We start from the raw sequence: 23,295 nt of genomic DNA, 5'->3' as shown, positions 1-23,295 counted from the left end.
ACTGTCATTCTGGAAAACTAAATTATGCTTGTATCTTATAAATGGTTAAAAGAATTGGTGGACATTGATGTGCCATCACAAGAGTTGGCTGAAAAAATGTCAACTACAGGGATCGAGGTAGAAGGTGTGGAATCACCGGCTGCTGGTCTCTCAAAAATTGTCGTCGGTGAGGTCTTGTCTTGCGAAGATGTGCCAGAAACTCACCTCCATGTTTGTCAGGTTAACGTTGGCGAAGAAGAAGCCCGTCAAATCGTCTGTGGTGCCCCCAATGTGCGTGCTGGTATCAAGGTTATGGTGGCTCTTCCAGGAGCTCGCATCGCTGACAATTACAAGATCAAAAAAGGGAAAATCCGCGGTCTTGAGTCACTTGGGATGATTTGTTCCCTTGGTGAATTGGGAATTTCTGACTCAGTTGTGCCTAAGGAATTCGCAGATGGCATCCAAATTTTGCCAGAAAATGCCGTTCCTGGGGATGAAGTCTTCTCATATCTAGACTTGGATGATGAAATCATCGAACTTTCAATCACTCCAAACCGTGCAGACGCTCTTTCTATGCGTGGAGTGGCTCACGAAGTGGCAGCTATCTATGACAAGGCAGTCAACTTTAAAGAATTTACTCTTTTGGAAACTGACCAAGCTGCAGCAGATGCTCTTTCTGTGGGCATTGAGACAGACAAGGCGCCTTACTATGCCGCTCGTATCTTGGACAATGTGACTATCGCACCAAGTCCACAATGGTTGCAAAACCTTCTTATGAATGAAGGTATCCGTCCTATTAACAACGTGGTGGACGTGACAAACTACATCCTGCTCTACTTTGATCAACCAATGCATGCCTTTGACTTGGATACCTTTGAAGGGAGTGACATCTGTGTGCGTGAAGCGCGTGCTGGTGAAAAATTGGTGACTTTAGATGGTGAAGAACGTGACTTGGACGTGAATGACCTAGTCATTACTGTCGCTGACAAGCCAGTTGCTCTTGCAGGTGTTATGGGTGGTCAAGCAACAGAAATCTCTGAAAACTCTAGTCGTGTTGTCCTTGAAGCTGCTGTTTTCAATGGCAAATCTATCCGTAAGACCAGCGGTCGTCTCAACCTTCGTTCAGAATCGTCTTCTCGTTTTGAAAAAGGCATTAATGTGGCAACAGTTAATGAAGCACTTGATGCGGCAGCTAGCATGATTGCCGAACTTGCAGGTGCGACGGTTCGTAAGGGTATCGTTTCAGCGGGTGAACTTGATACCTCTGATGTGGAAGTTTCTTCAACTCTTGCAGATGTCAATCGTGTCCTCGGAACTGAGCTTTCTTATGCTGATGTAGAAGATGTCTTCCGTCGTCTTGGTTTTGGTCTTTCTGGAAATGAAGAAAGCTTTACAGTCAGCGTCCCACGTCGTCGTTGGGATATCACCATCGAGGCAGACCTCTTTGAAGAAATCGCTCGTATCTATGGTTATGACCGCTTGCCAACCAGCCTTCCAAAAGACGATGGTACAGCAGGTGAATTGACTGCGACACAAAAACTTCGCCGTCAAGTTCGTACGATCGCTGAAGGAGCAGGTTTGACAGAAATCATCACCTACGCTCTAACAACTCCTGAAAAAGCAGTTGAGTTTACGGCTCAACCAAGTAACCTTACTGAACTCATGTGGCCAATGACCGTGGACCGTTCAGTCCTCCGTCAAAATATGATCTCAGGTATCCTTGATACGGTAGCTTATAACGTAGCTCGTAAGAATAAAAACTTGGCCCTTTACGAGATTGGAAAAGTCTTTGAACAAACAGGAAATCCAAAAGAAGAACTTCCAAATGAGATCAACAGCTTTGCCTTTGCCTTGACAGGCTTGGTTGCTGAAAAAGATTTCCAAACAGCAGCAGTTCCAGTTGATTTCTTCTATGCTAAGGGAATCCTTGAAGCGCTATTTTCTCGTTTGGGACTCCAAGTAACCTATACGGCAACATCTGAAATCGCTAGCCTTCACCCAGGTCGTACAGCTATGATTTCACTCGGCGACCAAGTTCTTGGTTTTCTTGGCCAAGTGCATCCAGTCACTGCTAAGGCCTACGATATTCCAGAAACGTATGTGGCTGAGCTTAACCTTTCAGCCATCGAAACTGCGCTTCAACCTGCTAATCCATTTGTAGAAATTACTAAATTCCCAGCAGTTAGCCGTGATGTTGCCCTTCTCCTCAAGGCAGAAGTGACTCACCAAGAAGTTGTAGATGCTATCCAAGCTGCAGGCGTGAAACGTTTGACAGATATCAAACTCTTTGACGTCTTCTCAGGCGAGAAATTGGGACTAGGTATGAAGTCCATGGCTTATAGCTTGACTTTCCAAAATCCAGAAGATAGCTTAACGGACGAAGAAGTCGCACGCTATATGGAAAAAATCCAAGCGTCTCTCGAAGAAAAAGTCAATGCAGAAGTACGTTAAAGTATCAATCCATCCTTTGGGGTGGATTTTTGCTTTTCACATAACAATTCAGGATCAAAAATAGACAGTTGAGGAACAGAAGAGATAAATTAGAATTTAGCACTGTATAATGTACTCATAACTTAAAGTACCCCAAGATTTTTTACTAAAATGAGGATGATAAAAATGGACAGAAATCATTGTAAAGGCTATCAAAAAGGAGTATAATGAGTGCAAGACATTTCGGAGGTGAAAGATGCTAGAAGTAAGAAGTCTAGAGAAAAGTTTTGGACCCAAGCAAGTTTTGTTTGGTATTGACTTTCAAGCACGACCAGGTCGTATTTTGGGATTAGTAGGGAAAAATGGTGCTGGGAAGACAACGATTTTTCACAGTATTTTGAAGTTTTTAGAATACCAAGGAGAAATCAGTCTAGATGGTCAGGATATTCGTCAGGAGACCTATGCTCGGATTGGCTATCTGCCTGAAGAACGCAGTCTCATGCCTAAATTGACAGTCCTTGAACAAGTTCGTTACTTGGCGACTCTAAAAGGTATGGATGCCAAGGAGATCAAGGAAAAACTCCCTCAATGGATGAAGAGGTTGGAAGTGAAAGGGAAGCTGACTGATAAAATCAAGAGTCTGTCAAAAGGAAATCAGCAGAAGATTCAGCTCATTATTACTCTGATTCATGAACCAGACTTGATTATCTTGGATGAGCCTTTCAGTGGATTGGACCCAGTTAATACAGAATTGCTCAAACAAGTCATTTTTCAAGAAAAAGAACGTGGGGCAACCATTATCTTTTCTGACCATGTCATGACCAACGTCGAGGAGCTTTGTGACGATATTCTCATGATTCGAGATGGTCGTGTAGTCTTGCATGGGCCGGTCCAGGATGTCCGTAATCAATACGGGAAAACGCGTCTCTTTGTGTCAAGTGAACGAAGCAAGGAAGAATTGGAAAAACTTCCTCATGTTAAACAGGTGAGCTTGACCAAACAAGGCAGTTGGAAATTGATCTTGGAGGATGAGAGCGCTGGAAGGGAACTCTTCCCAATCTTGACTCAGGGGCAATACATCGCAACCTTTGACCAGCAAGCGCCAACAATCGATGAAATCTTTAAACTAGAATCAGGGGTGGAAGTATGAGAAATATGTGGGTTGTAATGAAGGAAACCTATCTTCGACACATCAAGTCGTGGAGTTTCTTCTTTATGGTGATTTCACCATTCTTGTTTATCGGTCTCTCTGGAGGAATTGGCTATCTCCAAGGGTCTTCTATGGCCAAAAATAGTAAGATAGCAGTAGTAACAACTGTGCCATCTGTGGAAGATGGGCTTAAGGGTACCAACGGTACCAACTTTGATTATAAGGATGAAGCCAGTGCCCAAGCTGCTATCAAAGATGAGAAAATCAAGGGTTACCTAACTATTGATCAAGAGGATAGTGTCATCAAAGCCGTTTACCATGGTGAAACTTCTCTTGAAACAGGCATCAAGCTAGCAGTGACCAATAAACTCAATGAGCTTCAAGGTCAACTCAATCGCTCGGCGGCTAATTTGTCTCAAGAACAGGAAAAACGCCTGAGTCAAACCGTTGATTTTACTGAGAAGATTGATGAATCTAAGGAAAACAAAAAAATTGTTCAAACCATTGCGGCCGCAGGGCTTGGTTTCTTCCTCTATATGATTTTGATTACCTATGCTAGTGTCACTGCTCAGGAAGTGGCTAGCGAGAAAGGAACCAAAATCATGGAGGTGGTCTTCTCTAGTATCCGAGCTAGTCATTATTTCTACGCTCGCATGCTGGCTCTGCTTCTTGTGATTTTGACCCATATTGGCATTTACGTCGTGGGTGGACTTGCTGCCATTCTTCTCTTTAAGGACCTACCAATCTTGGCACAATCTGGTATTTTAAACCATATAGGAGAGGCTTTCTCGCTCAACACCTTATTGTTTGTCTTGGTTAGCCTCTTTATGTACGTTGTTTTAGCAGCCTTCCTAGGTTCTATGGTTTCTCGTCCTGAGGACTCAGGAAAAGCCTTGTCGCCTTTGATGATTTTGATTATAGGTGGTTTTTTTGGAGTGACAGCTCTAGGTGCAGCTGGTGACAATCTCATCTTGAAGATCGGTTCTTATATTCCCTTTATTTCGACTTTCTTCATGCCATTTAGAGCTATTAATGGTTATGCAAATGGGTTAGAAGCTTGGATTTCGCTTGCGATTACGGTTGCTTTTGCAGTAGTAGCAACGGTCTTTATCGGGCGTATGTATGCTAGTCTCGTTCTGCAAACAGATGATTTAGGTCCTTGGAAAACCTTTAAACGTGCCTTATCTTATAAATAGAAGAGCCTCGCGAAAGCGAGGTTTTTTAGAGATAAAAAGAGTGGAATTCAGAAAAATATTTTTCATATCTATTGACTTTTAGGGGTGAAATTTGGTATTATAGTAGGCGGTATTGTTTACCCCATTTGAAAGGCCCCGGAACCTTCCAAATACTTTTCGATGGGAAGGAACACCCATCACCGTAAACAAAAATCGAACTATATATAGGAGAAATCATGAACAAAACAACATTTATGGCTAAACCAGGCCAAGTTGAACGTAAATGGTACGTAGTTGACGCAACTGATGTACCACTTGGACGTCTTTCTGCAGTAGTTGCTAGCGTACTTCGCGGAAAAAACAAACCAACATTTACACCACACACTGATACAGGTGACTTTGTGATTGTTATCAATGCTGAAAAAGTTAAATTGACTGGTAAAAAAGCAACTGATAAAATCTACTACACTCACTCAAACCACCCAGGTGGATTGAAACAAATCTCTGCAGGTGAACTTCGTTCTAAAAATGCAGTACGTTTGATCGAGAAATCAGTTAAAGGTATGCTTCCACACAATACTCTTGGACGCGCTCAAGGTATGAAGTTGAAAGTATTTGTTGGAGCTGAGCACACTCACGCTGCACAACAACCAGAAGTTCTTGATATTTCAGGACTTATCTAAGGAAAGGAACAATAAAGTATGTCACAAGCACAATATGCAGGTACTGGACGTCGTAAAAACGCTGTTGCACGCGTTCGCCTTGTTCCAGGAACTGGTAAAATCACTGTTAACAAAAAAGATGTTGAAGAGTACATCCCACACGCTGACCTTCGTCTTGTCATCAACCAACCATTCGCAGTTACTTCAACTGTAGGTTCATACGACGTTTTCGTTAACGTTGTAGGTGGTGGATACGCAGGTCAATCAGGAGCTATCCGTCACGGTATCGCTCGTGCCCTTCTTCAAGTAGACCCAGACTTCCGCGATTCATTGAAACGCGCAGGACTTCTTACACGTGACTCACGTAAAGTTGAACGTAAGAAACCAGGTCTTAAGAAAGCTCGTAAAGCATCACAATTCTCAAAACGTTAATCAATACGATTATATCAACGTTTCAAAGCACTTTGCAAAAATTTTGCAAAGTGCTTTTTTGTCGATTTTTGAGCTCAAATAGCTTTGTGATAACCTTCTGATAACCTCTTCTAAATTTTTAAAATCATGATTTATTTTGCTTTATTGAGATAGTCTGCAAATTTGTCAATAGAGTTTTTCTCACCAGTTTTTGTGGTGTGAGTATAGACATCTAATGTCACCTGACTGCTTGCATGACCGAGACGTTTTGATGTATTAGAAGGATCGATTCCAATTTCAGACATAAGTGTTGCATGTGTATGTCTAAACCCATGTGGGCTAATTGGTTTTAATTTATGCTTTTTAATAATTCGATTCAGTACGTTATTAATGTAATCAGCATGCAAAGGTTCAATTTTGTCATTACTTGATATGTAAGAGAACATATATTCATCACTAATATTCAGCTTTGTAAGAGGAAGCTGAGATTGTTCTTTCAGATAGAAATTTCTCCATTGCTTAATAATATCGATTGTCTCATCATCAAGATAGATTGTACGAACTGAAGATTCATTCTTTGTGCTCTTTTCAATCGCTTTACCGTCAATTCGTCCTAGACTTTTATCTATGTTCAATAGATTGCTGTTAAAGTTAATATCAGCCCATTTTAAAGCGTATAACTCCCCTTTTCGTAGTCCACTAAATGCAAGCAGTCTAAATAAAGCAAAATGTTTAAATGGCTCAGTTTCTTTCACTATATCAAGGAAATGATGTAATTCCTCCAGAGACCAAAAATTATCTGATCTAGTTTTTTTGATTTTAGGCATGATAACATTCTTCATTGGATTTCGATCAATGTAGTTCATGTTGATTGCAAAATCAAAAATTTTTGAGGTATAGGATTTTATCTGCTTGATATTTTTGAAAGTCTGAGATTTTTGTGTAATAAAATTTTGACAGTCTAAAGGACTGATTTGGTCAACAAATTTATCTCCAAATACTGGTAGAATATGTATTCGGTAGATATTCTTTGTTTGGGAAGAAGTTGTTTCTTCAACGGTACCAACATAAGCCTTAAACCATTCTTTATAAAGTTCTTTATAAGTGACTTTGAGGTTAGACTTGTCGGTATTTACTGTGGGGGCGACGACACCAGCTTCTAAACGAGCTTCGTACAATTTTGCCTCTTTTTTGGTTTTGAACCCTCTCTTTAAGTGCCTTTTTTTCTTTCCATAAGCATCTAAGCCAATGTAAAAGCTGACATAGTATAGGATTCCTTTTTTTGTTTTGTATTTGTGTATAGACATTTTTTCTCCGTATCTAAGTTTTCGGAGCTTATGTAATTGAGAAATGAGTGTCTATCTATTTTTTCTATCTTCTTGGCGGATAGCGTATTCGTCTGTTTTAATCCAGCTCTGCCAAACTTTAGAATCTTTATTTTGGTGATTCATATAGTCTATAAACTCAGATATAAAACGTTTGTTTTTCTCAGCTAGGTATTCTGAGAATATATGACGAAATTCATCTGAAAAACTATCATCAAGTGGTAGTGTTAATGCCCTTTCGCCAAATTCGATACTTTTCTTTAACTTCTCCATATCGCTTTTAAAAGGTGTCACAGAACCAATTTTAGATGTTTTGAAACTATCTGTAACAATTTTAAGATTTGATGGAGCGTGTGGGTTGCTATCAAGTCCCATAATGTAAGCGACGGAAACATTAAAGTATTTTGCTAATTTTTCAGCATTATCTTTTTTAGGTTTGCGGATTCCTTGATTGTATCCAGAAAGTGTAGGATAGGCTATATTTGTAGCTTCGCTAATTTCTGTCAATTTTTTTCCGCTATTTTCTATCAGTTTAGTAATATGATTGGTCATAAGAACCTCCTTTTTATCATTATAACACATTTTATTCTTTTTGAATAAAAAAGCTTGACAAAAATTCAAAAAGGATATATAATTCAAAATGAATAACAAATTAAATGGTTTCGGAGCTTATTTAATTTAGAAATGAGGTGTTAATTTATGTCGGAAACTACTTTAGTTGTCCAGCTTCCTAAAGATTTAGAGAAGCAATTACGTGCTCATTATGATGAGATGATTTCAAATGCTGTAGCAAGAGTATTTGAAGATAAAGAACTTTATAAACCTATGGTTCGTATGTCAGGTTTGTCTAGGTGGTTAGATGTATCTACGACAACAATCCAAAAATGGACGAAAGAAGGAATGCCAACCATGGTGATTGATGGAGTGACTTTATACGATAAAAGAGCAGTAACAAGATGGTTGAAGCAATATGAAAGATAGGTACTTGTATGAATGGTGTTCAGTGGATCAAGATAACAACAGATATATTTGATGATGAAAAAATTCAGCTAATAGAATCAATGCCAGAAGGAGATACTCTTATTGTAATATGGTTTAAAATTCTGGTGCTTGCAGGAAAGCAAAATAATAGTGGCATATTAAGTCTAGGGAACAAGGTTTATTACACAGAAGAGATGCTTTCAACAGTGTTTAGACGAAAGGCTACATCTGTAAAATTAGCTCTCAGTATGTTTGAAGAATTTGGCATGATAGAAATCATAGATGGCGCTATTACCATTCCAAAATGGGAGAAACATCAGAATATAGATGGCCTAGAAAAGATTAGAAAACAAACAAGGGAACGTGTTGCTCGCCATAGACAAAAACAAAAAGCACTAATTAAAGGCGAGCCACAACTCATTTTAGACTGTAACGTTACAGTAACGGATGAAAATGAGAATGTAACGCAAGAGATTAAGAACAAGAGTAAGAATAAGAAAGAGATTGAGAATATACTGGATAATAGTTCTAGAAAGACTGAAACTTATATTCCACCCAAATATTATTCTTTGTTAGAATCCATTTCTTATAAGTACAATGATAGATTTTTGTATCCTAACAATTACACTTTAACACATGCTCAGAAGATGAAGATAGGCGAGTATTTAGCTAGTGGATATGTAACTAGTGATGAAGTCATTAGCATGATTGAACGGATTCCTGAAGATGCGGTTTCTCCTTTGGCGTATTTATTTAAGTCTATGGAGAATTTAAAGCAGGAACGGATGCTGGAGTGCAAAGCTATTGCTCATGAAAATGCTAGAAAGAAGTATATGATAAATGAGTAGATATAGGACTGTTCTAAAAAAATGTTATATAACTGAAGAGCAAAATGAAATAGTGAATAACTTGATTGAAATGACAAACCATCTAAATTTTTCCTCTTATGCTAGGAAAATGTTGTTTAAACGTTCGCCTATTTATCTTCAATTTGATTTTGAATCTTATCATGACTTTATATTTCAAGTTAGAAGAATTATCAATAACTTACGTCAGTTAGAAAGAATAGCTGAACAAAGTGAAGATTTTGATAATGTAAGGATATTTCACTATTGTGTTGAGCTGCTGATAGGATATGAAAAGAAGACAAGCAAACAAGTGAAAGAACTTGTAAAACGACTAAATAAGAAAACGAGGTGATAAGATTATGAGGATAAAATCGGTTTTGAAACAGGTGTTTTTGACGGAAGAAGAAAATAAAAAATTAAATGATTGTATGAGGAAAGAAAATATTCGTAATTTTTCTGAGTTTGCTAGACAAAAATTAATACGAACAGATTTGAACATCCAAAAAGTCTCTTTTGAAGGTTTAGTTCCTTTAACAGAAGAGTTGGAACAAGTCGGAAAGAATATCAATTCTATAGCCCGTCTTGCAACTGTAGTTGGGAGAATAAGCTATGAAAACAAAATGGATATGTCTATTTTGATGCAAAAAATAGTTGATGTGATGGAGGAAAAAGATGTTTATTTTCAAAAGTAATATGGATAAGGATTTTGATAAGATATGCGAATACATATTGAAATTAAAGCGAGCAGAATTATTTCTTCATGGAATTAAACAACAAGATAAAACGAAGGCTCGTTTGTATCATGCGATGCTGGAATATTACGATGCTAACCATAAAAAAGAAAGACATATGAGGATTTTAAAATAAGGAAACGCTGTTAATTTTTGCAGCGTTTTTTATATATCTTCTTAAAATATTTGTACACACAAATGACAGCTAAAGTGATTTTTTGGATTATTTTATCGAGAAGGAAAGATTTATCATAATATGACTTTGCGAGCTCAGAGTCTGTATACACACACTCCCAAAATCATCTCAAAATTTGTATACACAAAGTGTATGTATTTTTTGGGATGATTTGAATTTTGGGGAATCCCCAAACCCCTATGCATCTTATAGGCTGATTTTTGCAACTTATAGGCAAAAAGCTCACAAAACTTATTAATGAGCTATACTAAATGATGTCAAGTGTGACAAATTTTAAACAAGGAGGAAACTTAAATGAAACCTAGTAAACAAACATTTGCACTTTATGGATTGCTATCTGGTTTAATGTATGGGCTTGTTTTCTTGTTTTGGAAAGGATAAAAAGTTATGGAACAACTAGAAATTTCAGAATTTCAAACACAAGGTTTTGAAGTCAAAAAACTAGATACAGATGATTTCTTATCTAGTGACCAAATGAACTGGAGTATAACATTATGCTGCTGTCCATGTTGCTGTTGTTGTTAGTTTATTAACCTGTCAATAAAGCACTATAGTGATTCATTGCTTTTCAATTGGATTCTATAGTGCTTTTTATCCATAAATTAGGGAGTTGTGAGTATGAGAACAAATATCACTTATTATATGTCGTCAGAGGGAAAAATTTATATCAAGGATGGAACAAATATTTATGAATTGAAAGATTTTCCACAGAAAGAATTTGAATTGTGTTGGAAAAGTTTACAAAACAGAATTCCAGGAGATATTGATAATAGTTTAATTCCTTTAAGGGGAAGTTTAATAAAATTTTTGAATTCTATAGGTGCCTTTAATGTAGTTTGTAGTATTGAAGAACAACTAAATAATGTTGGGTTAAATGGGTCTGGTAAATTTAGTAATTTTACTGTTGGTGTATGTGGTGATCAGGATCTTGTTAAATATTATTGTGAACAGTATAATACGACTTATAATACCATTGAGATAAAAACATTTACAGAAAACTTTGATTTTGGTTTGATTTTATCTAGGGATAGTAATGTAAAACAGTATTTACAATACAATAAAAAATTATATTTTACAGGAAAGGTATTTGATAGCTTATTGTTTTCACAATTCAGTTTTATTATTGGTCCACATACTATTCCGAAATATACTTCTTGTATTGAGTGTATGCGTCTCCATGAAGTTGATAATAATTTTTATGGAAATATTTTAACCGAATTTGATAAGAATGACATTGATAGCCAAGAGTTTGTTCCTGAACTAATGTTGAATTTAGGGATTTCTTTTTATGAAATACAAGTATTGAAACAAATCTTAAGTGATAGAAAAGATGCTGTAGAGGTTGAAAATTCTCAGAAAGTTTTATCTTATCAATTGTTAGAAGGAATTTGGGAAGAGCATAATTTGTTAAAACATCCAAATTGTAGTTGTTGTTTTCCAAGAGAAATGGTAAATAAACAGATTTTTGAGGTGAATGTAAATGGTAATTAGAAAAGCTCACAAATCGATATTTGTAGATGAGAGATATGGTCTAATAAAAAATATTTATAATTTACCAACTTTTGCAGGTTTACCTAGAGTACATGTGAAGATGGCTTTTGGAGGAAATTATTTCACAGCGGGTTTTAATGCCAGTGGAGCTGGTATTACTGAGCGGTCAGCGGAAAATTCTGCAATTGGAGAATATATTGAGAGATATTCTTGTCTACACCCTAGAGCAGAAATAGTCACTTGCGAATCAGATAGAAAAATATTACCATCAGTATTTAATGCAGGAGCTGATGATGTATTAGAAAATTATGATTGGATAAAGGCTATCAATGTTATTGATTCAACTCAAGTTCAAATACCAATTGATTGTGTGTATTTGGCGTATAGAAGCAAAGGAAATTCGTGGATTACGACTTCTACTGGTGCAGCCTGTGGAGAAAGTTTAGAACAGTGTATGTGGAAAGGGATTGCAGAGATTTTTGAAAGGGATGCTTTTCAATACATATGGCGTAGGCAACTTTCTTGTCCTAAAATAGATATTGATGAAAATTATGAATTAAAAGTATTTTTTGATAAATATATAAAATCTCCAAATGTTGAGTTTTCTATTTATAAAATGGAGTTAGACTGGAATGTACCAGCAGTTTTTGGTGTAGCAAAATTTTCTAATGGTGGATGTGTAGTTGGAGCTAGTGTAAGGCGGACGTGGATTGAAGCTTGTAAGAAAACATTAGTAGAACTTTCTCAGAGTGTCATCGGATATGCAGCATTGATTTTTGATCACAAACGTGAAAATATTGTGGATTATTCATTGATTAACGAATATCAAGATCATTCATTATTGTATCTATCAGATGGGATGTCCACACATTTGACTTTTTTAGATAATGGGGAACGATTCTCTTTACCGGATGAATTAATTGTTGAAAATGATAAAGAGATTGCAGAATATTTTATGGATGCGGTAAGACGGATTGGCAAAGAAGCTTATTTTGTAGATGTGACTTCTAAAGAGCTTAGTTCATTCAATTGGTTGGTTGGTAAAACGGTCATACCAGGTATGTTAGATATTGAACCGAATTTTATTAAATATTTAGAAGCTAATCGCTTGGCTGAGATTGATAAGAATCTGATTGATTTAGGATTACGAACAGAAAAAGAACTGGGCAATCCTCAACCAACTGTTCCTCATCCATTTCCGTGATTGGAGGTTAAGATGGACGATTTTAAATTTACGATGATTAGTAACTATCATGCTTGTAAATTATCTGATGATGACTATTTACTGCAATTATTTCATCAGAATACAAAACATGGGAATCAGTACTTGATGAGGAATATGTTCCAATCTAGAACTTTGCTGAATAATAAAAATTTTTTAATGGCTAGCTCTATTAAAGAGAAGCAATACCCCCTCAGTGAAAAAGTTCAACTACAGAATCGAACAAAAGATCTATTGATGGATTGTATGTATAATAGACGCTCACAAGTAAAAGAACCTGTTACAAATTATATTCTGACAGAAGAAATTATTTCGGATATTTTTTGGTCGGGTTATGGATTGAATTATAAACACACAAGGGTAGTTCCTTCTGGAGGAGCGTTATTTCCACTTGAATTATATGGGGTTATTATGCAAGACGTTGGAAAGATAAAAAAAGGATTATATCACTATAGTCCATCTTTTAATGCGTTGGAACTAATTTCCGAAGAGGAAGATGTTTTTGATATCACTTCCTACATTATGATGTTACAAAATCTTGAGAATACTTCTTTAGTTCTATTTACTACTGCTATTTTTAGTAGGATGACTTTTAAATACGATGCAAGAGCATATAGGTATTTGCTATTAGAAGCAGGGGCGATGTTACAAAATATTTCCCTAGTGGCTACTAAATACAAACTAGTTAGCACATGCATTGGTGGAACTGATGATAATAAAGTTGAAGAATTACTAGGAATTGATGGGATTAAGGAGAGTTTAGTTAATTGTTTACTCCTTACTAGAGACGGGAGTTGGCAATAAAATGAATTACTATACTATAAAAAGAGGTGACAAAAGTTCTCACAGTACGATATATATTGTATGTTCTAATTTTGAAAAGGATAGATTTCATATCATGGAACATATGATTATGAGTTTTATCTCAAAAAAAGATATCCAAGATGTAGATGCAGTGACAACAGAAGACTTCATAAAGTTTAAAATTTTTAATCCGTTTATAGACTTACAAGAACTTATTAAAATTATTGATTCTAAATTGTGGTTTTCAGAAGAGTCATATTATTTTGCTTTGTCAGAAATAGAACAAGAGAAGGCTTTAATCAGCTCTAACATCAGTAATTTGTTGAGCAAAATTATTTGTACAAACCATAAACGAGGAGAGAATGTTACGTTTGAAAATTATAAGGAGTGGTTTTTTAAAGTATTATCTTCAATGAGTTGTATGACAATCTCTAATCAAAATAAAAAAAGTAATGATTTGCCTAGAGATTTTGTCGATTTTTCTAAGTTAAAAAGCAGTTCAAATAGTGGTGTCCTTAATTATAATGATGTTGATTTTTTCTACTCATATCTACAATTAGCACTTTTAGATATTCCCAATTTTTCTAGTTTTTATTTCTTACAAAATTTTTCGAATCATATTAATAAAAGTTTGAAGAAGTTGAGGGATTCAGGTATTTATTATGCATTTTGCTTTTGTAAATATCATAGAGAATATGTAGAGTTTTTTATAGTTATTTCAATAAACAAAACAGTTCCAAATTGCTGTGACTATATTATTGACGAACTAGGTTCTATCTATGGAGCTTATGATTATCATGAAAATCAGAATACTGGAGTACAGGACTTTAAGGAAGACCTGTGCGCAATATATTTGACAGATACATTTATTGAGAGTAATGTTCCTGAATGTACTTCTGTTCAAAGAGGTTTTATTAATAAAATAATTTTGATGCTGGGTGGTGGCTAAAGTGAATAATGTTTTTGAAATATCAAATATTACTAAATCATTCAAGAATAAACAAATTTTAAAAGGTGTTGACTTGATTGTGAATAGAGGTGATATCATTGGACTTTTAGGTTTGAATGGTGAAGGAAAGTCCACTTTAATAAAAATAATTTTAGGTATACTTTCTCAAGATTCTGGGGAGGTTAAGAGGAATTTCGAGATTAAATCTGATGTTGGTGTTATGTTACAGGAAATTTCTATGCCTGAGAAGATGAAGGTATACGAATGGCTAGATATGGTGAAATGCTTTTCAACAAACTCTAAATCAGTCGAAAGTGTTTTAGATAGTGTTAACTTAAGAACAGTTAGTAATAAATATTGTGATTCTTTATCAGGTGGACAACAAAGACGAGTTCAATTTGCTACTGCGATTATTAATAATCCTAAAGTATTGATATTGGATGAACCAACAGTAGGTATGGATGTAGTATCAAAAAAAGCATTTTGGGAGACGTTAAACACATTTTCGTTCAGTAAAGATTTGACAATAATCTTAATTAGTCATGATATGGAGGAAGTTGCTGAATTCTGTAACAGATTACTAATTTTGTCAAAGGGGCTGCTAGTTTCAGATAGTAAAATGACTGATGTTCAGGATAGAATCGAAAAAAACTCATCATATTCAATAGATAAGAGTCAAATAACTCAAGAACAATTAGAAGTAGTAACAAAGTTTAGTTTTGAAGAGACTGATTCTGAAATAAAATTTAAGTATCAAATGATAGATGAAGTGGTATCTGTAGGAAAAATTCCTATTTCGATTATAAAAAAGAATCAAAGTAATCTACGTCAATATTTTATGGAGGTATTAGAAAATGAACCAAGTGAGTAGTCTTTTCTTTTTAATATGGCTAGATATAAAAAGGGTTTTCAGGGACACCAAATATGTATTATTTATTATTGCTTTGCCAGTTATTTTTTATATTATATATACAGCGATTTTTCCTGAGAATGCTAATGTTAACGGCGTTCCGTGGTCAGAGTATTGTTTGATTTCTATGATTGCTTTTGGTATTATGGGGAATGCAATCAATCTACTTGGTACTAAAATTGCAGATGAACGAAAAAAAAAATGGTATACTTATTTGAAGGTATCTCCAGTTAATTCTACTTATTATGTAATAAGTCATGTGTTTTCATATTTGTTGATTTCAGTTGCTTTTACGTTTCTTATGTTTGTAGTTGCATACCTCTATAAGGGAATCAATTTAGGAGTACTTGAAATGATTAATATAGGAATTACACTAAATATCGGAAGCATTGTATTTTTAATTATGGCCTTGTTAATCGGTAGATTAGATAGTTTGTCTCAACCAATCGGAACCATAACGTATTTAGTACTTTCTTTCTTGGGTGGTTTATGGATGCCAGTGGCTGCTATGCCTAAATTTCTTTCTCAGCTTGCAACTTTCTTGCCATCATATAACTATGCTCGCCTGGGGTGGCGATTGTTGGAAAATAAAGATATTGATGTTAGATCTTTAGCTATTCTCTTTATTTATATTATATGCTTCTTGGGAATCTATATCCTATTCCAGAGGAAGGAGCAGGCTCATTAGGAGGTTTTTGTGAAAATAAACGAGTACTTTGGAAATATATCTCAATTAGAGAAAATGTTGTCTGATTGGATTGATTTACCAGTCTCTTTACACGTGCGCTTAGCAGGGGTGAAAAATGTAACATTTCTTTTTGAAAATTTTAGTGAGGAAGAGATTGTTAGCTTTTTCAAAGATAATATTCAACATCCTGAACATGCCGTTGTGGGTTATAGACAAGATGATATTTATGGAGATATTTTAGGAAAATGCAACTATCAGGATGTGTTGTATTTTGAAGGTATTGGCGATAAGGTATATGCTTATGCTGATAATCTCACTTTGAGTCTAAAAAATAAGTTATATGAGATTGAAGAGTTCAGTAAATTCTATGTGAGAATTAGTAAATCTTTTATTGTTAATATATTAGTTGTAGAAAAAATTTATCCTTCTCTGAATGGAAAATTTATCATTGAATTAACAGATGGTCAAAACTTAACGGTTTCTCGAAAATATAAAAAACAATTTTTAGAGTACTTGGAGGATTAGTGGTGAAATACTTAAAAAAACTTCTACTCGTGCTTTGCATTGGCGCAATCTATAATCTATATTTTACTCTTATAAATTCAAGTTTAACATCTTGGGTCAATATTATTCTATTCATAATATTCGGATATGCTGAAGTATTTACTTTAGAGTTATTATTTAAATACTCCATTAAATTTCAGAAAAACGTCTATATTCAATTACTTACCATATTTTTAGTATCTAGTATGGTTGAAATAGCATATATGCTAGTCACTGGCTTGAGTTTTACTATAGCAATCCATTTTGTTTTGTTAGGAATACCTATTACAATTATTGGTTTATTGTATTGGAAATATTATGTTGATAAAATTAAAAAATTGTTAAGAGACAAAAAATCTAGTCTATCAAATTGATTTTTATAAGGGCACCTCTAAAACTAAGAATGTTGATTTAGTAAGGTTTCTAGAGTTAAAACTTATCGCATTTTAGAGTTTTTAGAGGTTCCCATAATTAGTATTGTTATTCTGATTTCTCAATTACATAAGCTCCGAAAACTAAAAAGTGATAACCCTTTGATAACCTCTCGATTTTTAAAAGGGTGATATATGTAAAAATTGAGGATTTATCTCTTAAAATTACTTGATTTTAGTGATGATTTACCATAAATATCATAATGTAGAAAAAACCAGGTCTTAAGAAAGCTCGTAAAGCATCACAATTTAGTAAACGTTAATCAATACGATACTATCAACGTTTCAAAGCACTCAAGAGTTTACCTCATGGGTGCTTTTTTTATGTTTTTTGAAAAAGTTCACCTCAAAGTTTACCTTATTTTCACCTTATTGTTTTAGAGACTTTAAGGCAAATTCACCGACTGCCATAGGAACCACATTTGAAGTATTGACATAAATCTGTGTTGTACCTGTGTCGCTATGTGTTAGAGCTTCAGAAATAGCTTCTAAGCTCATTCCTGCTTGTTTAGCAAGTGTTGCTCCTGTATGTCGCAGTTTATGAGGTGTAGCATGTGCCAGCTCTTTATGTCGTTTTCTAATGCTTTTCATTTTATTATTTAGATAGTCGGCGTGTAAAGGCTTGTTGACGTTTCCTTTTGTATCGATATATGTAAAAACAAATTGTTCTGGATTACTGATGATGCCAAACTTTGCTAGTTCATATTTTTGTTGCTCTTTCCAAGAGGTAAGGAGCTGAAGTAAGTCATTAGAAATAGAGAAAATAGTTTTCTTATTTCCCTTAGTAGATTTTACTTGTCCATATCTATCTAAAGCTTGAATTAGCTGAATCTGTGATTTTGAAAAGTCGATATGTTTCCATTGAAGAGCATAGGTTTCAGATTTTCTATCACCTAAGAAAAAAGTGAGATAAAATAGGACATAATCTTTCAGAGTTATTTTATCATTCTCTAAATCTTCTTGAAATGCTGAGAACCATTCTTGTAGTTGTTCATGGGTTAGATATAAATCTTCCTCTCTCTTTGACTCTGCAAGCTGAATCTTTTTAGTGGCCTTTATTCTTCTTAATATTTTTGCAACTTTATTAGCTTCTATATACTCAAGTTCTTCTGCCCAGTCAAAAATGGAAATTACATAACTACGTAAAGATTTGAAGTTCGCATATTCATTAGCCTTAGATGTCATTAGATTTAGGATAACTTGCTTATTTTGGTTTAAAAACTGTATCGTATAGTTTCCAAGAAGTGGCAGTATATGTTTTTCAAAACAGGTTTTGGTATTAGCAACTGTTGACCTGCTTGGTGGTTTAGAAGTAGATGTAGTTTGTCCTGCTTTATAAGAGTCCCACCAGATATTGTTATAGAAGTCTGAGAAAAGAATATCTCCTTTTGCAAGTCCTGAAAATTTATTATCTTCTATTTGATTTAACTTGGTAAGCAAGTCTATCTCAGCTTGTCTTGCCTCCTTTCTAGTTTTAAATCTCTTATCGTAATAGTTGCTATTGACAATTCCAAGTGGCATTCGTGCTTCAATAGGGATATAGATTTTTAAACGATAAGTTCCGTTTTTTGTCTTACTGATGATAGTCATGATATTCTCCTTGTGTATCGAACCAGAAAATATCATGACTATTATAAAACAAAAATATAGATATTTCTAGTTTTGTGAGTAAAGCCATGAATTAATGGCTTCTTTATTAAATCGTATAGTCTTGCCTATTTTTATTGTAGGCAGTCCTTTCTTGATCCAACTATCTAGAGTATTGTTTGAGATACCTAGATAGTGGCAAGCCTGCTGTTTGTTTAAAAAAGGGCTTTCAAGGTTACTATGGTGCAGTTTCTTTTCAATTTCTTTTGTGATAAGTTCAGCAAGTAGGAGCTGAATTTGTTTAACTTGTTCATCTGGTAGAATTACTTGCATTTGTTCCTCCAATGTATGGTATAATAGAGGTATCAAGAGATACCCTACTTACTTTTCTTGATTATCTGCAACCTCGTCCTCGCTCGCCAAAGTTTCGGATGAGGTTTTTATTTTGTTATAATCCCAGTGCTCCCATTTATTATATAGTCCAACTGTAGATACTAACATGGATAGTAATTCTTCTTTACTTGCTGCTTCGTTGTCAGGTGTGAAATCGTATGATAATGATATCGTTTGGTCAGTGCCTGGAATTTTCACAACTCTGTCTATAGTTCGTTTAGGTTGTGATTCATGGAAAGTAATGTTTTCACTATTTCCTCTTAAGGTTACTAGATGAGCGATTCTTCTAATGTATTGTGATAAATCCTCACGATTATTTCCTTTGGTATGGTAGAAGAAGGTCAAAGGATGTTTAGAACTTGTGATAATAATGACCTTAGCAGCACCTATTTTATTTTGATAACGAGCTGAGATAGGACTAATATTATAAGGGTCTAATAGTTTCAGCCAGTCTGAAGCGGTTAGGCTATCTCCTCGAACGTCATCAAGAAAAAGAATCTCTTCTCCGTTTACTTCATCAAACATATTTGTACCTGCAGTCAAGACTGATTTCCAGTTTTGATTATTCAGTTTTGCTAACTGAATAAGACTTTTTGCTATCTCTTTTCCAAATGTTGACTTGCCAAGTCCAGAGGCACCGTGTATGAATAGGATTGTCTTCTTGAATTTCTTGTTTTCCAGTTCATGCTGTGTCATAGTTCCTTTGATTTCTCCAATGGTACGAAAGGTATCGTTTATCTTAGTTTTGTGGACTGCATAAAGCATGTGATAGTCTTTATTCAGAAGCATTTCCTTTTTGGTGATGTTTCCGTTCAGAATGTTATCGATTAGCAAATCAATATCTTTGTAGGTTTGTTTTACCTCTTTTTTGGCTTTACCTTTCAGCCAGCTTAGATGTCTTTCGTGATAAACTTCTAAGTAGTCTTTACCTTTCAGAGTGAATACTTCGTCAGGAGTGTATTGATATTTGTCTTTATCTTTTGCATGAATTAAATAAGCTAACAAGTTATCGTAGCCATATCTACCAGATTTAGCTTTCTCAAGATACTGAGGTTCTAATCCGATTTTTACAGCTAACTCAGTTAGTGTTGCACCTTTCTCGAACTTGAGTAAAGCGTGAATATGTGGCTTTTTCAGATTGGTAGTTGTTGTTCTAGTTACACTGTCAAAACCGATGGACGTGTCCTTGTCGTGTTTTATTGCGTAAGCCTCGGAAACAGTTGCTATTTCACTAACTCTTCTGACAATTTCCTCAAGAATTTTTTCGATATTTTCGGATTTAATGAGTTCATCATCCCAGCCGTTTTTCCAATATTTCGTCTCAAAATATTGTGTAATTGTTATCGAGGTTAAAAGTGCTTCTTTTTTCTTTGTTGCCATGTATAATTAACCTTTCTTTTTTAACTATTCTTTAATTATTCTTTTAACTATTCTAGTGTTAGACCGTTGACAAGCCCAGTCTAACACGCGTTAGGAATAATTAAGAATTAAATTTAACTCTTCAAATCCCAGCCTCTCCTGCCCGATGGATTCTCATCTAACCGAGAACGCTTGCCAATTCAACAAGGGACGGGGTAGTATTTTTTGGCGCTTCACTCCTTGCCTTCGGCATCGTTGCGCTTAAAAAATCTCCACCCCTCAAGCCCTTGCGAATAGGCATTTTTCTGCTGGTAATGTCGTGCCGACACTAAACCGATGAAATCCCTAGGTAGGTCAGTGTCGCATCAAACAAGTGTAGCAGAAAAAGCGCTAGCTATATCTTGAAAATAGCTCTTGTATCCGCTGGTTTAACCGTTCTTCGTCTCTTACTTGAATAGTGCGAAACATCTTGACAGATTCTCCCTCAAGTTGAAAATAACCATATCCTCGGGGTTTTACTACAACTTCATCTTTTTCCATATCAGGAAAAAGGAGTTGCCTGTTGTTTGTTGCTAACAGAAAGCTAGTTGATAAGGATATGACACAATTAAAATTGTAGCGCCCCGGAAGGTCAGACATCAAGAAACGTTGACTAGATAAAATGATTCGTAAACCTAGACTTCTACCCATGCTATTCATCATCAATATTTTCGATAAAACATCTTTGTGTTTCTTCTTATCAGTTTGTTCGAGATATGCAAGGAAAGCCTGCCATTCATCGAAAATTAGGTAGAGATTATGAGCAATATTTTCTTGTTTATTTAGTCTTGCATAAAAGCGTTGGTAGACTGTTTCGAATAGTTCTAAACAGTCAAAACCTCTAGCAACATGATTGCCGGTCATTGAAAACATATCTTCATCAGCTTTAAAATCCATGAAATATGCTTCAGCAGTTTCGTCATAAAAGGAAATCAATCCTACCAGCCTACGCAAAAACGTTGACTTGCCTACCCCTGATGGGCCTGCGATTATTAAAGCGAAACATCGGTTTATGTCAATGTTGAAAGGGGAAGGGTGCCCCCTACTGTTGACCTCGAAAACGTTTTTAATCATGCTAGAAGTCCTCTTCTCTTTGATTTTTTTGCATTAGCATCATGTCATTAGTTGACACTAAACGAACCTTGACTGCAAGAAAGGGCTCACGCTTAGAGCGACTTACAACGCAATCTATAGAATCGTTTGACATAGTTTTTACAACTTGTCTTACTTTTGTTTCAAAGTTTCCAAGGGCTTCATCAGAGATTTCTTTGTCAATATGAACAAAGTAAATACCTTGTTCCGTAACTTCGACACCTTGTGTGTAACTTAGTGAAGAGATTGGTAGTTCTGTTACACCGACTTCTGTTAACCAGTTATAGAAGCTATCAAATAAAGGATTAATAGCAGTTTGACTTCTTTGTTTGTATTGATGCCAAGCTAGAGAGAAAATTTCTCCATCTGTCACAAGCCACAGGAACAACAAAGAACCTAATATAAATGGAACTATCCATAGCAGAAACTTAAGAAGTAGTGCTATTAAAACAAAGGTAATTGACGCTATGAAAATCTGATAGTACCACTCTAATTCCATGATTTCTCTTAAGAAATTTTTCATAAGCCATCTCTTTTCTATTTGAGTGCAATATCAGCAAGCTCAGCTACAAGAGCGATGCCGACTGGCTGTTTCAACTTGTCAAGAACAAATGACAAGTCATACTTGTTAAGTACTATGCTGGTATCAATCAAACTATCTAAGTTTTCATTTTGATAATTCTTTAACTTGATTTTGAACGATGGGCAGTAAGCTTCTTGACTAATGCTAGCAAACTGTTCATAGAGTTCGACATCTACGCATGTAAGCGATGCCCACGGACGTTGATTTTCTTGACCGTCATTGATGATTCCGCTATTTGTATCAATTACTTTCATCTCTGCTGGGATATCAACAGAAGTTGATAAAGCATCTAAAAATGCTCTTGCGCTTTCGTAGTTGCCTACGATTAATTCTTTTGCTTTTGACATATGAATGCCTCCTTCTCTTTGCATGGTCAGACTTTTTTTAAATGCTGACAAGTAATTTTAATCTTTGATGATAACAAGTTATTAAATGTTATCAATTTAACTCAAATAGTACATTTTTCATCACCCCTTTTCTTTGAGTATTCACTTACTATATCGGTAGGGGATTCCTTCAGCTACGTCATTTTAATATTAAAAATTGAATTATCTCAAAAATACGCCATTGTATAAATATTATAGTACAGGTAGTCAAAAATTTACGCCAGTGTATATATATTATAGTATGGTGTTGTTCTAAATTTTCGTCAGACTCTTCTTATTTTGCTCAGGTAGTTAGACCTCTTCGCTGGGATACCTATTTTTTAGGTTGTTTTGATTATTCATTTTCGGTAGGGTAAAAGAATTTATGCTAGGGTCTTAGAAATTTTAACCATAGCAAAGAATATTCGGTTTTTATTTACAGGAGAATAAAATAAAACCAAGTCATTTTTTGTGACTTGGTTTATGTTTCTATTTCGTCAATAAGCTGTATCATTAGCTTGAGAACTCGTTCTTGTTTACTAGGTGTTAGTTCCTTAATTTTATATATTAGCTGATTTATTAAGGGATTGCTTTCGGTTACGGATATATCGAAAAAAGTCTCTATATCTGTATCAAGTGCATCCATAATTTTTTGTAATGTTTTTATTTTTATATTAGGCTCAAGATTTTCTAGTTTGTACGTGTATTTTAATGGTAGGTCCGCCAGCTCCTCTAGTTGCTGTTGAGTCAAATTTTTTTGAAGTCTCAGTAATCGGATTCTCTTACCTAGATAAGATTGTAGATTTGTTTTTGTCATATCAGTACCCCTTAAATCCTATCATACTCAATTTTATAGTCTTAAAAAACTACTATAAAAGAGAAATACTATATAAAATAGTTTTAAAACACTACAACATGTGATAAAATAGGACTATAGAACTATCAAAAGGA

General features: G+C 35.0%; 26 protein-coding genes. 17 read left to right on the top strand and 9 right to left on the bottom strand.

Translation table 11 applies throughout. The features are described 5' to 3' along the window. The first annotated feature begins 24 nt into the window (after window positions 1-24). From pheT to rpsI, 5 genes are all read left to right on the top strand, one after another. Window positions 25-2,430 (top strand): phenylalanine--tRNA ligase subunit beta, encoded by a 2,406-nt coding sequence (gene pheT / locus CBI42_RS01040; RefSeq protein WP_094753032.1) that lies wholly within the window; start codon window positions 25-27, stop codon window positions 2,428-2,430. A 235-nt stretch (window positions 2,431-2,665) separates the two neighbouring features. Beyond that, a complete protein-coding gene (locus CBI42_RS01035; RefSeq protein ID WP_000895279.1) occupies window positions 2,666-3,559 on the top strand; it encodes an ABC transporter ATP-binding protein in 894 nt (297 codons plus the stop codon). Continuing rightward, complete coding sequence (locus CBI42_RS01030) at window positions 3,556-4,755, top strand: ABC transporter permease (protein WP_094753031.1); 1,200 nt, start codon at window positions 3,556-3,558, stop codon at window positions 4,753-4,755. The genes CBI42_RS01035 and CBI42_RS01030 overlap by 4 nt, the downstream gene beginning before the upstream one ends. A 215-nt stretch (window positions 4,756-4,970) precedes the next feature. Beyond that, complete coding sequence (rplM, locus tag CBI42_RS01025) at window positions 4,971-5,417, top strand: 50S ribosomal protein L13 (protein ID WP_001044624.1); 447 nt, start codon at window positions 4,971-4,973, stop codon at window positions 5,415-5,417. A gap of 18 nt (window positions 5,418-5,435) precedes the next feature. Next, the gene (rpsI, locus tag CBI42_RS01020; RefSeq protein WP_000075973.1) at window positions 5,436-5,828 is read left to right on the top strand and encodes a 30S ribosomal protein S9; all 393 of its coding nucleotides are present in this window, start codon (window positions 5,436-5,438) and stop codon (window positions 5,826-5,828) included. A gap of 131 nt (window positions 5,829-5,959) precedes the next feature. Here the strand turns inward: rpsI and CBI42_RS01015 are convergent, their stop codons facing one another. Both CBI42_RS01015 and CBI42_RS01010 read right to left on the bottom strand, forming a co-directional pair. Continuing rightward, window positions 5,960-7,114, bottom strand: coding sequence for a tyrosine-type recombinase/integrase (locus CBI42_RS01015; protein WP_084947894.1), 1,155 nt, complete (start codon window positions 7,112-7,114; stop codon window positions 5,960-5,962). A 51-nt stretch (window positions 7,115-7,165) separates the two neighbouring features. Beyond that, window positions 7,166-7,684: a helix-turn-helix domain-containing protein gene (locus CBI42_RS01010; protein ID WP_084947897.1), complete on the bottom strand. Its 519-nt coding sequence runs from the start codon at window positions 7,682-7,684 to the stop codon at window positions 7,166-7,168. 147 nt (window positions 7,685-7,831) lie between these two features. On the opposite strand from CBI42_RS01010, the gene CBI42_RS01005 reads away from it, so the two are divergent. From CBI42_RS01005 to CBI42_RS00950, 12 genes are all read left to right on the top strand, one after another. Continuing rightward, entirely contained in the window at window positions 7,832-8,113 is a 282-nt protein-coding gene (locus CBI42_RS01005; protein WP_084947900.1) for a DNA-binding protein, read from the top strand. Window positions 8,114-8,121: 8 nt separating this feature from the next. Further along, entirely contained in the window at window positions 8,122-8,961 is an 840-nt protein-coding gene (locus tag CBI42_RS01000) for a phage replisome organizer N-terminal domain-containing protein (protein WP_084947903.1), read from the top strand. Beyond that, window positions 8,954-9,313, top strand: coding sequence for a transposase (locus CBI42_RS00995; RefSeq protein ID WP_084947906.1), 360 nt, complete (start codon window positions 8,954-8,956; stop codon window positions 9,311-9,313). Before CBI42_RS01000 ends, CBI42_RS00995 begins: the two co-directional genes overlap by 8 nt. Before the next feature lie 7 nt (window positions 9,314-9,320). After that, window positions 9,321-9,653 carry a hypothetical protein gene (locus CBI42_RS00990; RefSeq protein ID WP_001220782.1) on the top strand — a complete coding sequence of 111 codons (333 nt, stop codon included), beginning with the start codon at window positions 9,321-9,323 and terminating at the stop codon, window positions 9,651-9,653. Beyond that, window positions 9,634-9,828, top strand: a complete 195-nt coding sequence (locus tag CBI42_RS00985) for a hypothetical protein (protein WP_084947911.1) — start codon at window positions 9,634-9,636, stop codon at window positions 9,826-9,828. Before CBI42_RS00990 ends, CBI42_RS00985 begins: the two co-directional genes overlap by 20 nt. 678 nt (window positions 9,829-10,506) lie before the next feature. After that, window positions 10,507-11,379: a hypothetical protein gene (locus CBI42_RS00980; RefSeq protein ID WP_084947914.1), complete on the top strand. Its 873-nt coding sequence runs from the start codon at window positions 10,507-10,509 to the stop codon at window positions 11,377-11,379. Next, on the top strand, window positions 11,369-12,583 hold the full coding sequence (locus CBI42_RS00975; RefSeq protein ID WP_084947917.1) for a YcaO-like family protein: 1,215 nt from the start codon (window positions 11,369-11,371) through the stop codon (window positions 12,581-12,583). Before CBI42_RS00980 ends, CBI42_RS00975 begins: the two co-directional genes overlap by 11 nt. Window positions 12,584-12,595: 12 nt before the next feature. Beyond that, window positions 12,596-13,405 (top strand): SagB/ThcOx family dehydrogenase, encoded by an 810-nt coding sequence (locus CBI42_RS00970; RefSeq protein WP_084947920.1) that lies wholly within the window; start codon window positions 12,596-12,598, stop codon window positions 13,403-13,405. 103 nt (window positions 13,406-13,508) lie between these two features. Next, entirely contained in the window at window positions 13,509-14,354 is an 846-nt protein-coding gene (locus CBI42_RS00965; RefSeq protein ID WP_084948112.1) for a hypothetical protein, read from the top strand. Window position 14,355: 1 nt separating this feature from the next. Continuing rightward, on the top strand, window positions 14,356-15,225 hold the full coding sequence (locus CBI42_RS00960) for an ABC transporter ATP-binding protein (RefSeq protein WP_084948114.1): 870 nt from the start codon (window positions 14,356-14,358) through the stop codon (window positions 15,223-15,225). Continuing rightward, entirely contained in the window at window positions 15,209-15,952 is a 744-nt protein-coding gene (locus CBI42_RS00955; RefSeq protein ID WP_084947923.1) for an ABC transporter permease, read from the top strand. The genes CBI42_RS00960 and CBI42_RS00955 overlap by 17 nt, the downstream gene beginning before the upstream one ends. Before the next feature lie 9 nt (window positions 15,953-15,961). Then, the gene (locus CBI42_RS00950; RefSeq protein WP_084947925.1) at window positions 15,962-16,477 is read left to right on the top strand and encodes a LytTR family DNA-binding domain-containing protein; all 516 of its coding nucleotides are present in this window, start codon (window positions 15,962-15,964) and stop codon (window positions 16,475-16,477) included. A gap of 818 nt (window positions 16,478-17,295) precedes the next feature. On the opposite strand, the gene CBI42_RS12760 is transcribed toward CBI42_RS00950, so the two are convergent. The 7 genes from CBI42_RS12760 to CBI42_RS00910 all read right to left on the bottom strand — a co-directional run bounded on the left by CBI42_RS12760 (window position 17,296) and on the right by CBI42_RS00910 (window position 23,161). Continuing rightward, window positions 17,296-18,516 (bottom strand): site-specific integrase, encoded by a 1,221-nt coding sequence (locus CBI42_RS12760; protein WP_179211340.1) that lies wholly within the window; start codon window positions 18,514-18,516, stop codon window positions 17,296-17,298. Window positions 18,517-18,582: 66 nt separating this feature from the next. After that, the gene (locus CBI42_RS00935) at window positions 18,583-18,846 is read right to left on the bottom strand and encodes a helix-turn-helix domain-containing protein (protein WP_060956190.1); all 264 of its coding nucleotides are present in this window, start codon (window positions 18,844-18,846) and stop codon (window positions 18,583-18,585) included. Window positions 18,847-18,894: 48 nt separating this feature from the next. After that, the gene (locus CBI42_RS00930) at window positions 18,895-20,286 is read right to left on the bottom strand and encodes a Rep family protein (RefSeq protein WP_094753030.1); all 1,392 of its coding nucleotides are present in this window, start codon (window positions 20,284-20,286) and stop codon (window positions 18,895-18,897) included. A gap of 369 nt (window positions 20,287-20,655) precedes the next feature. Further along, window positions 20,656-21,378, bottom strand: a complete 723-nt coding sequence (locus CBI42_RS00925; protein ID WP_094753029.1) for an ATP-binding protein — start codon at window positions 21,376-21,378, stop codon at window positions 20,656-20,658. A 1-nt stretch (window position 21,379) separates the two neighbouring features. Next, on the bottom strand, window positions 21,380-21,919 hold the full coding sequence (locus CBI42_RS00920; protein WP_094753028.1) for a hypothetical protein: 540 nt from the start codon (window positions 21,917-21,919) through the stop codon (window positions 21,380-21,382). 14 nt (window positions 21,920-21,933) lie between these two features. Then, window positions 21,934-22,326: a hypothetical protein gene (locus tag CBI42_RS00915; protein ID WP_042750106.1), complete on the bottom strand. Its 393-nt coding sequence runs from the start codon at window positions 22,324-22,326 to the stop codon at window positions 21,934-21,936. Window positions 22,327-22,825: 499 nt separating this feature from the next. Next, window positions 22,826-23,161: a helix-turn-helix domain-containing protein gene (locus tag CBI42_RS00910; protein ID WP_000169361.1), complete on the bottom strand. Its 336-nt coding sequence runs from the start codon at window positions 23,159-23,161 to the stop codon at window positions 22,826-22,828. Window positions 23,162-23,295 lie beyond the last annotated feature (134 nt).

This window comes from Streptococcus sp. KR, from assembly GCF_002238115.1.
GTDB lineage: Bacteria > Bacillota > Bacilli > Lactobacillales > Streptococcaceae > Streptococcus.
Note: the sequence above shows the minus strand (reverse complement) of the source record. Positions and strands in the feature narration are given on the sequence as shown.